15 protein-coding genes are annotated in these 13915 nt (G+C 63.2%); 9 read left to right on the top strand and 6 right to left on the bottom strand.

Features of this window, described 5'->3' with window-relative positions:
- Window positions 1–98 precede the first annotated feature (98 nt).
- From EEQ99_RS16270 to EEQ99_RS16260, 3 genes are all read left to right on the top strand, one after another.
- Window positions 99–953, top strand: a complete 855-nt coding sequence (locus tag EEQ99_RS16270; protein ID WP_047616434.1) for a helix-turn-helix transcriptional regulator — start codon at window positions 99–101, stop codon at window positions 951–953.
- Window positions 954–1027: 74 nt separating this feature from the next.
- On the top strand, window positions 1028–2764 hold the full coding sequence (ggt, locus tag EEQ99_RS16265; RefSeq protein ID WP_047616433.1) for a gamma-glutamyltransferase: 1737 nt from the start codon (window positions 1028–1030) through the stop codon (window positions 2762–2764).
- A gap of 154 nt (window positions 2765–2918) precedes the next feature.
- Window positions 2919–3893, top strand: coding sequence for a threonine ammonia-lyase (locus EEQ99_RS16260; protein WP_047616430.1), 975 nt, complete (start codon window positions 2919–2921; stop codon window positions 3891–3893).
- 93 nt (window positions 3894–3986) lie between these two features.
- Here the strand turns inward: EEQ99_RS16260 and EEQ99_RS16255 are convergent, their stop codons facing one another.
- Window positions 3987–4793, bottom strand: coding sequence for a phytanoyl-CoA dioxygenase family protein (locus EEQ99_RS16255; protein ID WP_047616428.1), 807 nt, complete (start codon window positions 4791–4793; stop codon window positions 3987–3989).
- 230 nt (window positions 4794–5023) lie between these two features.
- On the bottom strand, window positions 5024–5920 hold the full coding sequence (locus EEQ99_RS16250; protein ID WP_047616427.1) for a LysR substrate-binding domain-containing protein: 897 nt from the start codon (window positions 5918–5920) through the stop codon (window positions 5024–5026).
- A gap of 117 nt (window positions 5921–6037) precedes the next feature.
- On the opposite strand from EEQ99_RS16250, the gene EEQ99_RS16245 reads away from it, so the two are divergent.
- Genes EEQ99_RS16245 through EEQ99_RS16235 form a run of 3 tightly spaced genes read left to right on the top strand, consistent with a single transcriptional unit; the run spans window position 6038 to window position 7412 of the window.
- Complete coding sequence (locus tag EEQ99_RS16245; RefSeq protein WP_028755989.1) at window positions 6038–6457, top strand: tautomerase family protein; 420 nt, start codon at window positions 6038–6040, stop codon at window positions 6455–6457.
- On the top strand, window positions 6454–6858 hold the full coding sequence (locus EEQ99_RS16240; protein WP_047616424.1) for a cupin domain-containing protein: 405 nt from the start codon (window positions 6454–6456) through the stop codon (window positions 6856–6858). Before EEQ99_RS16245 ends, EEQ99_RS16240 begins: the two co-directional genes overlap by 4 nt.
- Window positions 6855–7412 carry a DUF4865 family protein gene (locus tag EEQ99_RS16235; protein ID WP_047616422.1) on the top strand — a complete coding sequence of 186 codons (558 nt, stop codon included), beginning with the start codon at window positions 6855–6857 and terminating at the stop codon, window positions 7410–7412. Before EEQ99_RS16240 ends, EEQ99_RS16235 begins: the two co-directional genes overlap by 4 nt.
- Before the next feature lie 2 nt (window positions 7413–7414).
- On the opposite strand, the gene EEQ99_RS16230 is transcribed toward EEQ99_RS16235, so the two are convergent.
- The 3 genes from EEQ99_RS16230 to EEQ99_RS16220 all read right to left on the bottom strand — a co-directional run bounded on the left by EEQ99_RS16230 (window position 7415) and on the right by EEQ99_RS16220 (window position 10110).
- Entirely contained in the window at window positions 7415–8050 is a 636-nt protein-coding gene (locus tag EEQ99_RS16230; RefSeq protein ID WP_028755992.1) for a LysE family translocator, read from the bottom strand.
- Between the two features lie 135 nt (window positions 8051–8185).
- On the bottom strand, window positions 8186–9625 hold the full coding sequence (gene pyk, locus EEQ99_RS16225; protein WP_028755993.1) for a pyruvate kinase: 1440 nt from the start codon (window positions 9623–9625) through the stop codon (window positions 8186–8188).
- Window positions 9625–10110, bottom strand: a complete 486-nt coding sequence (locus EEQ99_RS16220; RefSeq protein WP_017967841.1) for a DUF1036 domain-containing protein — start codon at window positions 10108–10110, stop codon at window positions 9625–9627. The genes pyk and EEQ99_RS16220 overlap by 1 nt, the downstream gene beginning before the upstream one ends.
- Before the next feature lie 202 nt (window positions 10111–10312).
- On the opposite strand from EEQ99_RS16220, the gene EEQ99_RS16215 reads away from it, so the two are divergent.
- From EEQ99_RS16215 to EEQ99_RS16205, 3 genes are all read left to right on the top strand, one after another.
- Entirely contained in the window at window positions 10313–11101 is a 789-nt protein-coding gene (locus EEQ99_RS16215; RefSeq protein WP_127430775.1) for an N-formylglutamate amidohydrolase, read from the top strand.
- Window positions 11102–11133: 32 nt separating this feature from the next.
- Complete coding sequence (locus tag EEQ99_RS16210) at window positions 11134–11439, top strand: DUF1244 domain-containing protein (protein WP_028755995.1); 306 nt, start codon at window positions 11134–11136, stop codon at window positions 11437–11439.
- Window positions 11440–11530: 91 nt separating this feature from the next.
- Window positions 11531–11794 (top strand): DUF2312 domain-containing protein, encoded by a 264-nt coding sequence (locus EEQ99_RS16205; RefSeq protein ID WP_008533181.1) that lies wholly within the window; start codon window positions 11531–11533, stop codon window positions 11792–11794.
- 166 nt (window positions 11795–11960) lie between these two features.
- Here EEQ99_RS16205 and EEQ99_RS16200 read toward each other — a convergent pair whose 3' ends face one another.
- Entirely contained in the window at window positions 11961–13817 is a 1857-nt protein-coding gene (locus EEQ99_RS16200; protein WP_028755996.1) for a peptidoglycan L,D-endopeptidase MepK, read from the bottom strand.
- Between the last annotated feature and the right edge of the window lie 98 nt (window positions 13818–13915).

The following is a 13915-nucleotide window of genomic DNA, read 5'->3' as shown; positions in this document are numbered from 1 at the left end:
GATCGGGCTGCAGGCGCTTCAAGCACCTGCGACACCGGCATCATGCGTGGCCTGGAAACGGCAACCAGTTCCAGTTTTATCCTGGTATCGATACTGATATGATTACTGCCATGGACCATAGAGCCGACACATTCGAAGCCCGCCGCCGCGAATTCGCGGCCTTCCTGCGTTCCCGCCGCGAGCGGCTGACGCCCTCCGAGGTCGGCCTGCCGGAGGGATTTCGACGGCGCACACCAGGTCTGAGGCGCGAGGAACTCGCCATGCTCGCCGGCGTCGGCACCACCTGGTACACATGGCTGGAACAGGGCCGCGACATCAGGCCTTCCGTGCAGGTCCTCAACGCCCTTGCCGATGCGCTGCGCCTCGACGAGGCCGAGCGCCGGCACCTCTTCACCCTCAACAATCGCCAGGCGCCACAACCAACGTCGTCTGCTCCCGAATGCGTCGACGAACCGCTGCAGCGCATGCTCGCCAATCTGACCCACCAGCCGGCCTATGTGCTCGGCCGTCGATGGGACGTGCTTGCCTGGAACCGTGCCGCCGACGTGCTTTTCGGCGGTTATGACACGCTCGACCGCGACGAACGCAACATCATGCACCGTCTCTTCGCCGACCCCGCGCATCGCCGGCTGCTCGTCGATTGGGAATCGGTTGCCCGCGTCTCGCTGGCGACGTTCCGGGCCGACAGCGCGCGTTATGCCGGTGATCCGGATTTTGAACGGCTGATCGCACTGCTGAAAGAGGCAAGCCCTGAATTTCGCGACTGGTGGCAGCGCCACGAGGTCATCAGCCCGCTGTCCGGCATCAAGCGTATCGACCATCCCGTCAAGGGCCGCATGTCCTTCGAGCATACCGGGCTGACACTGACGAACCGGCCGGAGATGAAGCTCATCGTCTATACGCCCCTCGATGACGACGACACCAACAGAAAACTCGCCGAACTCCTCACCTAAAGCAGCTCCCTTGCATTGCCGCGAACTGCCGCAGCCCCATATGTTTTCCATCATTGTCCATAGGAGGGGAAATCATGGGCCGCCTGCATATCGGGACGATCTCCGTCATATCATCATTGTCGCTGGGCCTGACCTCGGCTTTCGCCGCCTCGCCCGCACCAGTCGAAGCCGAGCACGGCATGGTCGTCACCGCCCAGCATCTGGCGACCGATGTCGGCGTCGAGGTGCTGAAGAGCGGCGGCAACGCCGTCGATGCGGCGGTCGCCGTCGGTTATGCCCTGGCGGTCGTCTATCCCTCGGCCGGCAATCTTGGCGGCGGCGGTTTCATGACCATCCGCCTGAAAGACGGTACGAAGACCTTCCTCGACTTCCGCGAACGCGCGCCGCTTGCCGCGACGAAGACCATGTATCTCGATGCCAAGGGCGATATCGTGCCGCGCGCCAGCCTCGACGGTTATCTCGCCGTCGGCGTGCCCGGCTCCGTCATGGGATTGGAGACCGCACGCGAAAAATACGGCACGAAATCGCGCCAGGATCTGATCGCGCCGGCACTCCGTTTCGCCAAAGAGGGCTTCACGCTGGAACAGGGTGACGCTGCAAGTTTCGCCGGCAGCGCCAAGCGCCTCGCCAAGGATGATGCGGCAGCGAAGATCTTCCTGAAACCCGACGGCAAGCCCTATGCATCGGGTGAGAAACTCCTGCAGCCGGACCTTGCCGCCGTCCTGGCCGGCATCTCCGAAAAAGGTCCCGACGCCTTCTACAAGGCCGCGCCCGCCGAAGCGATCGTCAAGGCGAGCCAAGCCCAGGGCGGCATTCTCGCCAAGGAGGATTTCGAGCAATATGCCGTGCGCGAGTTGAAGCCGATCGAGTGCAATTACCGCGGCTACGACATCATCTCCTCGCCGCCGCCCTCCTCCGGCGGCGTGATCATCTGCGAGATCCTCAATGTTCTCGAAGGCTATCCGCTCTCCTATCTCGGCTACAATTCGGCCGAAACCGTACACATCATGGTCGAGGCGATGCGCTATGCCTATGTCGACCGCAATGCCGCACTCGGTGATCCCGATTTCGTCGAAAACCCGGTCACGAAACTGCTCGACAAGAAGTATGCCTTGGAAATCGCCGCCAAGATCGATCCGTACAAGGCCGGCACCTCGGCGAACCTCAAACCGCTCGGCGGCAAGGAAAGCACCGAGACGACGCATTATTCGATCATCGACGACGAGGGCAACGCGGTTGCCGTCACCTATACGCTGAACGGCTCCTTCGGCGCCGCCGTCGTGGCGCCGGGCACCGGCGTCCTGCTCAACAACGAGATGGACGATTTCACCTCCAAAACAGGCGTGCCGAACCTCTACGGACTGGTGCAGGGCGAGGCCAATGCCATCGCCCCGAAGAAGACGCCGCTCTCCTCGATGAGCCCGACGATCGTGACCCGGGACGGCAAACCCTTCATGGTGATCGGCAGCCCCGGCGGCTCGCGCATCATCACCATCACGCTGGAAGCGATCCTCAACGTCGTTGATTTCGGCATGGATATCAGCCAGGCGGTCAATGCTCCGCGTGTGCACCATCAATGGCAGCCCGACAAGATCTATCTCGAACCCTATGCGCTTTCGCCCGATACCGAAAAGACGCTCGCCGCCATGGGCTACAGTTTCGATGGCGGCAATGACGCGCCACAATGGGGCCAAGCCGCGGGCATCCTCGTCGGCGGCAAAAGCCTTGCCGCCATCGAAAAGGGTGGCGGCGCCCGGTATAACGGCGCCATGGACAGCCGCGCGGCGGAGGGGTCGGCGAACGGTTACTGACGACGGCGGATCGCCTGATCGACCAGGCACGATGCGGCTCCAAGAGCCGCAAAGGCAGCATCGCCATATTCATGTCACCGTGACAAAGTCGCCGTTCACAATTGGCTGGCCGCGCCCTATGCATGAGCGAACCCGCAAGCAGAAAGATTCCCGCATGGCCAGCATTGAAATGATTGTCGCAGCCCGCGCCCGCCTGCGCGGTCATATCAGACGCACGCCGCTTCTCTCTTCCCCCTTCCTCAACGAGATCGCCGGCCGGCGTCTGTTCGTGAAGGCGGAATGCCTGCAGCATACCGGTTCGTTCAAGTTTCGCGGCGGCTGGTCGGCGGTCTCCGGGCTCGATCCGGCGGTGCGCTCGAAGGGCGTCATCGCCTTCTCCTCCGGCAACCACGCCCAGGGTGTTGCGCTTGCGGCCAAGCTGCACAACGTCCCCTCCGTCATCATCATGCCGAGCGATGCGCCGAAGCTGAAGATCGCGAACACCCGCGCCTTCGGCGCCGAAGTCGTCCTTTACGACCGCGTCAACGAGGACCGCGACGAGATCGGCGCGAAACTTTCGGCCGAGCGCGGCCTGACGCTGATCAAACCCTTCGACGAACCGCTTGTCATTGCCGGCCAGGGCACGACCGGTCTCGAAATCTCCGAACAGGCCGAAGAGGAAGGCGTGACATCAGCCGAAGTTCTCGTTCCCTGCGGCGGCGGCGGATTGACCTCCGGAATCGCGCTCGCCCTGGAAGCCAGTGCCCCCGGCTTCCGCGTCCGCCCTTGCGAGCCGAAGGATTTCGACGACACCACCCGCTCGCTCGCCTCCGGCAGGATCGAACGCAACGCCTCGGTATCAGGCTCGATCTGCGATGCGATCGTCACGCCGCAGCCCGGCAACATCACCTTCCCGATCCTCAAGCGTCTCGCCGGCGCCGGCATCGTCGTCACCGACGAGGAAGCGCTGCGCGCCATGGCGCTCGCCTTCACACGGCTGAAGATCGTCGTCGAGCCCGGCGGCGCCGTGGCGCTGGCTGCCGCTCTCTTCCATGGCGAGGCGCTGGAAAGCGACACGGTCGTCGCCGTCACCTCAGGTGGCAACGTCGACGCTGATATCTTCGCCATGGCGCTCGAACGCTTCGGCTAGATAGCGCGCGGGCGACCGCCAGCCGCCCGCCTGGAGATGGAAACTGCAGATGTCATGCAGCCGGTTTGCGCGGCCGGATGCATCCCGTCTCTGCTAATGCTCCCGAAGCGCCCCGCGGATTGCGATTTCGACCGGCGAATAGGCGCCGTCCTGCCGTTCGAGGCGAAGCGGTTCGCAAGGCGCAAGGCCGGGCTGCGCCATGAAACGCGGCTCCCCGCCGCGATGCATCTGCGCAGCATGGATCAGGAACGGATGGCAGAGATAGACCGTGCCCGCCGGCCCTGTCGCCAAGGCCAGCGGTCGCTCTTCGCCGACATGTTCCAACCAGAGATGCGCCATTCCCGCTTCGCCCGCCGGCGCCAGAAGGCGGGCGATATCCTTGTGCGAACCGACGCGGATACGGGTCGGCGCATCCTCCTCCCCGACATCCGAAAACAGGAAGAGCATCAGCAACGCCCGCCCGCGCGAGGTGATGTTCACCCGCCATGCCGAAAAGTCCCTTTGCTCGTTCGGATCGCCATCCTCGCCGGGGAAGCTGAGGTCGACATGCCAGCCCGCATCGCCGGGATCATCGGGATGGGGAAAGCGGACCGGGAAGCTGCCAAGCCCATCGCGTGGTTGCCAGCGTCCCTTGCCGACGAGCTGGTCGAAGGCCAGATGCAATACCGGCGTATTGACGGCTTTCTCGAACGGTCCGCCGCCATAACCGGCAAGCCACACGACGGGCTGCGTCCACGTGCTTGGATCATCGGCATCGAAGGGAATATCGCGCCACATGATGGCACGAGCTTCCTCGGCCAATGCGCGGGGAAAAGCGTCGTCGATCCTGATGAAGCCGTCTTCGATGAATTGCTCGATCTGCGCAGCGCTCAGCGCCGGCGGGTAAACAGCTGATGTCATGAAAGCTCTCTCTATCGCCAAACCTGCCGGCTCTTTCCTTGGCCAGACGCAGGGTGGTTACAACAACGGCAACGAGCCAGCCGCGAAGGCTGGTCAGTAGCCGCATCTTCTGATGCCCGAAGGCAGAGCCTTTAGAGGCTCAAGAAGAAGATTGTCGCGATATTGAGGGTGATCGTCTTCATAGCGGTGCGAAGCTACAGGCTCGCGCTCGAAGGGTCAATGCGGAGATGTCAGGCCAGCACCTCGCGCAACGCACCATGCACCGACTGCAGTACGAGCTCGGCAAGGCGTGCCGCCGCCGGCTGCGGCTCGGCTTCCGCCCGGTGCAGGATCAGACCGAGCTTCGGCAAATCGGGCAGGCCGACCGTCTCGGGCGCCAGCGGCCGCACCTTCGCCGGCAGACCGATCGGCGTGCGGATGGTGAGACCGAGGCCTGCCGCCGTCGCGGCCCAGAGACCGCCCAGGCTGGGGCTGACGAAAGCGAGCCGCCAGGAAATGCCCGCCGCATCAAGCGCCCTGGTTGCTGCGCTCCGCAACAGGCACGGCGCCTCCAGCGAGGCAAGCGGCATCGGCTCACCACTTGCGGCCTGCCAGCCCGGCGGCCCCTCGGCAGGTCCGATCCAGCGCATCGGCACCTCGCCGATCCGCTCGCAATGGGCGGTCAGCGTGCCATCGCTCCAGGCAAGCGCCAGATCAAGCTTGCCTGATGTGACACGCTCGAGCAGCTCGGCATTGCGCACCACCCGCGCTTCGATGCGAACCTTCGGATGGGCACGCGCGAAGCGGCCGAGCACCTCCGGCAACAGGCTTTCGCCGAAGTCCTCCTGCAGGCCGAGCCGCACCCAGCCCTCCAGCTCGACGCTGTGAACAGCCGCAGCCGCCTCGTCGTTGAGTTCCAGCAGCCGCCTGGCATAGCCGAGCATCGTCTCGCCGGCATCGGTCAGCGCCAGCCCGCGCCCGGCCTTGCGGAAGATCGGCGTGCCCGCCTGTTCCTCCAGCTTCTTCAGCTGCGCGCTCACTGCCGAGGTCGACCGCCCGAGCCGCTCGGCCGCCTTGGCGAAATTACCGAGCTCCATGCCGGTCGAAAAGGTTCGAAGCACATCGAGATCGAAGGTCGTCCGCCGCATCTTATAATCCTATTTTTCAGGATCATTAATCCATAAAATTCTGATTTTCAGTATCATCGTGCCGTGCGATGGTTCTGCTGTCAAGGCCGACAGACGGCCCTAACCATGGAGATCCCGATGCCCTTCGTTCGCATTTCTCTTCGCAAAGGCAAGTCGCCGGACTATCTCACGGCGCTAGCCGACAGCATCCAGCGTGCACTGGTCGAGACCTTCGACGTGCCCGAAAACGACCGTTTCCAGACTATACACCAGCATGACGAGAACGAGCTGATCTTCGACCGCACCTACCTCTCCGGCCCGCGCTCCGCCGATTTCGTCTACATCTCCATCACGATCGGCAGGCCTCGCACGGCCGAGATGAAGGCGGCGCTCTATCGGCGGCTCGCCGAACTCCTGGCGCAATCGCCGGGCCTTCGGCCCGAGGATGTGATGATCGTCATCAGCACCAGCGCCCCGGAAGACTGGTCCTTCGGCGACGGCATCGCCCAGATGACCGACCCCGACTGGCGGCTGCGTGCGGTCGGAGGCCGGCAATGAGCGTTTCGAACCCGAAGATCATGACTGTTAGACGCTCCGGCAAGGCGGTCCGCTCGCCAGAGGGCGTCGCGACGGCGCCCTTCTGGGTCGAGATGCTGCTCGAAGGCAGCGCCGATGGCGAGAACACCGCGATGCGGGCGACGCTCGATCCCGGCACCATCACCCGTTGGCACACCCATCCCAGGGGTCAATTGCTCTATGTGCTCTCAGGTCATGGGTTGGCGCAGAACGACGGCGGCCCGATCGAAGCATTGCGTGCCGGCGATGCCGTCTGGTTTGCGCCCGGCGAGCGTCACTGGCATGGCGCCGCCGATGACAGCCCCTTCAGCTATATCAGCGTCCAGCCCACGGAAAACGGCAGCGTCGTCGAATGGCTGCAACCGGTGGAGAGACGGTCATGATCGCCATGCAATACGCCTTCACCCTGCCCGCCGATTACGACATGTCGATCATCGATCGCCGCATCCGCGACAAGGGTCCGCTGCTCGACGGCTTTCCCAATCTCGGTTTCAAAGCCTATCTCAGCGCTCGCAAGGGGGAGTTCGGCAGCCGCGACAATCTCTACGCGCCCTTCTATCTCTGGCAGAAGCCGGAAGGAGCAAGCGACTTCCTCTGCGGCCCCGGGTTCGAGGCTCTCACCAGCGCCTTCGGCTGGCCGCAGGTGAGGACCTGGATCGTCTGGCAGGCAGAAATCTCGTCCGATATCGCCTCAGCCAGGTTCGCCACACGCGATATCCTGCGGATGGAGCCTTACGCGCTGCTCGCCGATATCCGCCGCGCCGAAAGCGCAGAGGCTGCAGCCGACGTTGCGACAGCCGGCGCGCTCGCCTCGGTCTCCGCCTTCGAACCGACGAACTGGACACGGGTGCGCTTCAGGCTCTGGCGAGAGATTCCCGAGATTGACGAGCAAACGCAGGCCTATCGCGTCGGCCATCTATCCCTGGCCCGATCCTGAACTCAGACAGTTGCCCGGCGGTAGAAGGCCAGCGAACCGGCAAGCGCCAGCAGCGCACCACCACAGGCTCGCTCCAGCCACATGGCGCCTGAGGTTTTCAGGAAACGCACCGCTTGCGAGCCGAAGAAGGCGTAGCCGAACATGATGAGGAAATCGAGTGCGGCAAAGACCAGCGCAAGCAGCGCATATTGCGTTGCCTGCGGCAGGGCCGGATCGATGAACTGCGGCAGGAAGGCCGAGAAGAACAGATAGCCCTTCGGATTGGTCGCCGCGACCATGAAGCTTTTCAGTCCGATCGAGAAGGGCGATGTCGCACCCGCAGGCGCCCCGGACTTCAACGCCGCGTCGATCGTGCCCTTCGAGCGCAGCAGCATAATACCGAGAAAAGTGAGATAGGCAGCACCCGCCCATTTCAGCATCGAGAACCAGAATTCCGATGCCGCCAGCAGCGCACCGAGCCCGATCGCGACGGCGCCGATCAGCACGAAATCGGACAGCACCGCGCCGATCATGCCGGCAATCGCCCGGCGCAGGCCGTGCCTCGAACCGTTGGTCAATGCCAGCAGCACCGTCGGCCCCGGCGTCGCGATGCCGACGAAGGAAACAGCTGCAAAAGCCAGAAGCGTGACGATATCCATGATGATCCCTCCGAACCTGGAGCATAGCGCTAGGTTCGAAATTTGCACGTGTCGCCAACCTTGGCAATGCCGGCCCTTCAACGAAAAAGCCCGCCGCCTCTTGAGGCAGCGGGCTTTCGAAGGGACACGATCGGATCAGACGCCGCTCTGGCCGTCGGAGCCGATATAGGCAATGCGGATCATATTGGTGGCGCCGGGCGTGCCGAGCGGCACGCCGGCCGAGATGATGATGCGATCGCCCGGCTTGCCGAAACCTTCGTCGGCGACGATGCGGCAGGCACGATTGACCATGTCGTCAAGATCGGTCGCATCATGGGTGACGACGCAATGCAGGCCCCAGACGATGGCAAGCCGGCGCGCCGTCTTGATGATCGGCGACAGCGCCAGGATCGGCACCTGCGGACGCTCGCGCGAAGCGCGAAGGCCTGTCGTGCCCGACGAGGTGTAGCAGACGATTGCCGACAGTTTCAGCGTCTCGGCGATTTGGCGGGCGGCAAGCGAGATCGCGTCGGCGCCGGTCGCTTCCGGCTGGGCTCGCTGAGCATAGATGATGCCGGGATAATGCGGCTCGCGCTCGATGGCGGTGGCAATCGACGCCATCGTCGAAACGGCTTCGACGGGGTAGTCGCCCGAGGCCGATTCGGCCGAAAGCATGACGGCATCCGCACCTTCGAAGACGGCGGTCGCGACGTCGGAAACTTCAGCGCGCGTCGGCACCGGCGCCGAGATCATCGATTCCAGCATCTGGGTGGCGACGACCACCGGCTTGCCCGAACGGCGGCAGGCGCGGATCAACTGCTTCTGGATGCCGGGAACCGATTCGAGCGGCATTTCGACGCCGAGATCGCCGCGGGCGACCATCAACGCGTCGGAAAGCTCGATGATTTCCTCGATGCGTTCGAGAGCTTGCGGCTTCTCGATCTTCGACATCAGGCCGACACGGCCGCGGGCGATCTTGCGCACTTCGGCAAGGTCGTCCGGACGCTGGACGAAGGACAGTGCCACCCAGTCGACATCGTCGGTGGCGAGCACGGCGTCGAGGTCGGCGCGGTCCTTATCCGTCAATGCGCCGACGCCGAGCAGCGTGTCGGGAAGGCTGACGCCCTTGCGGTCGGAAATGCGCGTGCCCGAAATAACTGTCGTGACGATGCTCTTGCCGTCGCATTTTTCTGCGCGCAGAGCGAGCTTGCCGTCGTCGATCAGCAGGCGGTGGCCGGGCTGCACCGATTCCAGGATCTCCGGATGCGGCAGATAGACGCGGTTCTGATCGCCAAGCGCTTCGTTGTTGTCGAGCGTGAAGGTCTGGCCGGGCTTCAGGTCCACCTTGCTGTCGACGAACTTGCCGACGCGCAGTTTCGGCCCCTGCAGGTCGGCGAGAATGCCGATCGGCCGGCCGGAGCGCGCCTCGACCGAGCGGATGCGCTGGATGAGCGTACGCATCAGGTCGTGGCTCGCATGGCTCATATTGATGCGGAAGACATCCGCACCGGCCTGGTGCAGCTTCTCGATCATCGATTCCTCGGAGGAGGCTGGCCCGAGGGTGGCGAGGATTTTAATTTTGCGATTGCGCTTCATCAATTCTGGCTTTCTTGCGTCCCTGGGGTGTCGGAGAGCTGAACCATCCAGCTACCCTGGCGGCCCGTATCATATTCCTTGAATCCCATTTTCTGGTAACCGCGGGCATAACAATCCTGCACACCCGTGATCTTGAATTCGTTTTCCGCCACGCACATTTGCACGTCACCCGTCCATCGTCCTCCCCGGGCGGCGTCCTCTGCGTAGAGGTAATAATAGCGCGACTGCAATTCTCCCTCGATCAACGTAGCGCAGGTCGTTGCCGGCACCTGCCACCAGCCCTCCGTCACCCAGCCATCCTTGGCCCGGTATCCGATGGCGACGCCGACGAGATTCTGTGTTCCGTTGCAGACGCGAAAATCGGCGCGTGCGGCATCTGCGATAAAAAACGGCATGGCAGCTGCAAGAGCGAACAGAGCGAGACGGACCAGCGGTCCGGACCGCGTGAGGAAACTTGGCGCGGCTTGGATCAACACGGCTCCCAAATAGCTCCACGGTTATTCGTATCCGTGTCTTCTTGCGCCGCCGTCAAGCGAAAGTCAACGCAATGCTAATCGATTATATTTCCTTTCATATACCGCCTGTCGAGGGTGCGGCTCGACCTCTCCCCACCCGCCGCGCTTGAACCCGCCGCAGGTGCATGCGATCACTGCGCCCGACGGCGCAATGACGAACGGCAATTCCCTGATGGACGACTTCCAATCCTTCGAAATCCTATCCGGCAAACATGACAAAGGCATGGTGATCCTCGCAGATCACGCGATGAACCGCCTCCCCGCGCGATATGGCCGGCTCGGACTGCCCGACGCAGCCTTTGCCCGCCACATCGCCTATGACATCGGCATCGAGGGTCTGACGCGGCAGCTTTCGGCAAGACTCGGCGTTCCCGCCGTGCTCGGCGCCTTCTCGCGCCTGCTGATCGACCCGAACCGCGGCGAGGACGATCCGACGCTGATCATGAAAATATCAGACGGCGCCGTCATATCCGGCAACCATCCGATCACCCAGGAAGAGTGGGACCACCGCATCGAAACCTTCCATCGCCCCTATCACGATGCCGTGGCCGCAACGGTCGATAGCGTGGCGAATGCCACCGGCCGAGCGCCGCTGGTGCTGTCGCTGCACTCCTTCACCCCGGCCTGGAAAGGTACTCCCCGCCCCTGGCACGCCGCCGTACTCTGGGACAGCGATCATCGCGCCGTCGGCCCGCTGCTTGACATGCTGCGCGCCGATCCCGATCTCGTGGTCGGTGACAACGAACCCTATGACGGGGCGCTGAAGGGCGATACCATGTACCGCCACTGCATGATTACGGGCATTCCGCACGCGCTGCTCGAGGTGCGCCAGGATCTGATCGGAGACGAGGCCGGCATATCGGCATGGGCCGGACGCCTGGCGCAGATCTTTGCGGCGATGAATGCCGATCCCGCCTTGCACGAATACGACGTCCACCTCTCACGCACCGGTCCCTATTGAAAGCCGGCCCCTATTGAAAGAAGGAGAGCGAAATGACCACGCTCAGCAAGGAACAGCAGACCGAATTCGAGGCCGCCGCCTTCCGCCGCCTCGTCGCACATCTTCGTGAACGCAGCGACGTTCAGAACATCGATCTGATGAATCTGGCCGGCTTCTGCCGCAACTGCCTGTCGAACTGGTATCGCGAAGCCGCCGAGGCCGAAGGTGTCGCCGTTACCAGGGACGAATCGCGCGAGATGGTCTATGGCATGCCCTATGAGGACTGGAAGAATCTTCACCAGAACGAGGCCTCGCCTGTGCAAAAGGCTGCTTTTGAACTGAACAACCCACACAAATAGCCCGACCTGCCCCGAACAGGCTTGACCGTGACGCCGCTTCGCGGCAGTCACGTGCATCCAAAATTAATCACCGGAAAATCAGGAGAACACGATGTCTGATGCTCATGGCGTCGCCCGCGATCAGCTTCGCGCTTTCATCGAGCGCATTGAACGGCTGGAAGAAGAAAAGAAGACCATCGCCGACGATATCAAGGACGTCTATGGCGAAGCCAAGGGAATGGGCTTCGACACCAAGATCCTGAAGAAGGTCGTGGCGCTGCGCAAGAAGGACGAGCAGGAGCGCATGGAAGAGGAAGCAATCCTCGACACCTATCTGCACGCGCTCGGGATGATCGAGGCGCCGCCGGAAGGCTGATCCGCCGGCATACTGATGTCGACCAAGCCGCCGGGCCTTCGCCCGGCGGCTTTTCTTTTGCGTAGAATCCGCTTGGCCAAACGGCCATCTTGCCCGATCGAAGCAGCCAAAAGAAAAACCGCCGGATCGCTCCGGCGGTTTTTCGATATTTCCGTGATTGGCCGGCTCAATTCGTGTTGAACTTGCGCACTTCCATGAAGTTCACAGCCGTGCCGCTGAAGCGGGCCGGGTCGACCGAGGCGGTCTTGATATTGAAGCCCTCGGCGTAGACGGCGGTCGGCTGGGCGCGCATCGTCTGGCTGACGAAACGCGGCGCCTTGACCTGCTTGGAAGCCATTTCGAGCCGAGCGTTGGTAAGCGCCCACTGCGAAATCATCTTTTCCGTCAGCTTCGGCTCGGTGCGCACCGTCGTGCGGCTGGCATCCGCTGCTGCGGCTTCCTTCTGCGTCGGGCGACCACCCTTGGTGGGAAGGCCCTGTGCCACGGCGCTTTCGGCGGCCGGCTCGTCGAAACCATCGCCGAAGCTTGCCGACTTGGTCATCGGCGCCAAAGCTGCAAGCTCGAGCGGCGGCTTTGCAGCCGGCTTTTGCGTCATCGCGGCGTTGATCGCCTGCTCCACCGTGACCGGCCCCTTCGACGCGATCTCGCTTTCACCCTCATTCCGCTGCTGCTCGAGCGCATCGGCGACGGCAGGAGACAGCGCGTCCTGATCGGCTTCGTCGGCATCTGCTTCCGGATCGGCATCGGCGGCGGCAAGCAGGTTCTCGGCAACGGAGGGGCGTTCGATCGGCGTCGGAACCGGCAATCCGTTCGCACCCGTCAGCACGCTAGGATCGACGGACGCGACCTCGGCGTCGCCGGGCGCGCGGCGCGGGCCGAGAAGCGAGGGAACCGGAATGCTGTAGGCGCTGAGATCGGCGAATTGCTGCGGCGGCGCCTGGTCGGCCGGAAGGGCCGCCGCAAGAGCCTGCTGTGCGGCATTACCCGAAGGCGGTGCGACGAGCGCGCTCGCCACTTCGCTGCCGGCCGGCTGACCGCTGAATGCGGGGCGAACCTGCGGCACGGGCGCGTTCAGATCGGCGACTTCGGTCTGCTGCGGCTCGACCGGCGCGGGCTCAGCCGGGGCGGGCTCCGCCTTCGGCGGCGTCGCCTTGGCGACGGCAACAGGCGTCGAATCATCCGACTCGTCTTCCTGCTCGTCCGCTCCGCCGCCAAACAGCGCGGCAAACAGCGTCTTATGTTTTGGCGCCGATTCGGAAGCGCTGGCGATCTCTATCTGCGTGCCGCTGGCGCGGCGCTTATAGTCGGCCATCGCCTGCTGGTAGCCCGGTAGCGGCTTGCCGTCAGCCGGAATATGAATGGTATTGCCGTTGGGGAAGAGCCGGACCAGCTCGTCGCGGCTCATGCGCGGCCAGGCGCGAACACCACCGACATCCATGTGCACGAAGGGCGAGCCCGACTTCGGATAGAAACCAACGCCACCGACCTGCATCTTCATGCCGATGGCGCGCAGCGTCGCCAGCTTGACGTCGGGAATGAAGAAATCCATCGCCTTGCCGAGCATATGCTGGCTCTTTTCGGCGACCCCGGAATTGCGCGAGCGGCCGCGCAGCATCTCGTTGGTTCCCGGCGAACGGAAACCGCAGACGACGTTGATATAGTCCCTCGAACCGCTCTGGCGATAGACTTCCCAGATCAGGTCGAACAGGCGCGGGTCCATCTTCGTCGGCTGGTTCTTGCGCCAGTCGCGCAGGAAGCGGTTCAGCTGCTCCAGACCCTTGGGGTCGAACTTGCCGTTGCGCTTGTAGGTGATGACGGCTTTTTCGCCGGTATGAATGAAATAGAGCTTCAGGCTGCGGGTGTCGCCCGCTGCCTGCGAAGGTGTACCAACGAATACCGGTGAGGAAACCGCAAGCGCAAGAAGGGCGGCCGCTACCGTCCTTATTGCCTTTCCGCAAATGTTGGCGCCCAACGAACGCCAGCTCAAGCGCGAAGGCTTAGAATTCCCATTCAGATTCGGCAACTCGATCCCCGTCAGACAGACAATGTCCCGTACTGTCTCAGATGACTGTCAAATGCGGTCACACGATGGCAAAAATGCCACACATGATCAACCTTTTC

Origin of the sequence: Rhizobium anhuiense (genome assembly GCF_003985145.1) — a bacterium.
In the GTDB taxonomy this organism is placed as follows: domain Bacteria; phylum Pseudomonadota; class Alphaproteobacteria; order Rhizobiales; family Rhizobiaceae; genus Rhizobium; species Rhizobium anhuiense.
The sequence above is the reverse complement of the archived record's forward strand: the minus strand, read 5'-3'. Positions and strand labels throughout refer to the sequence as shown.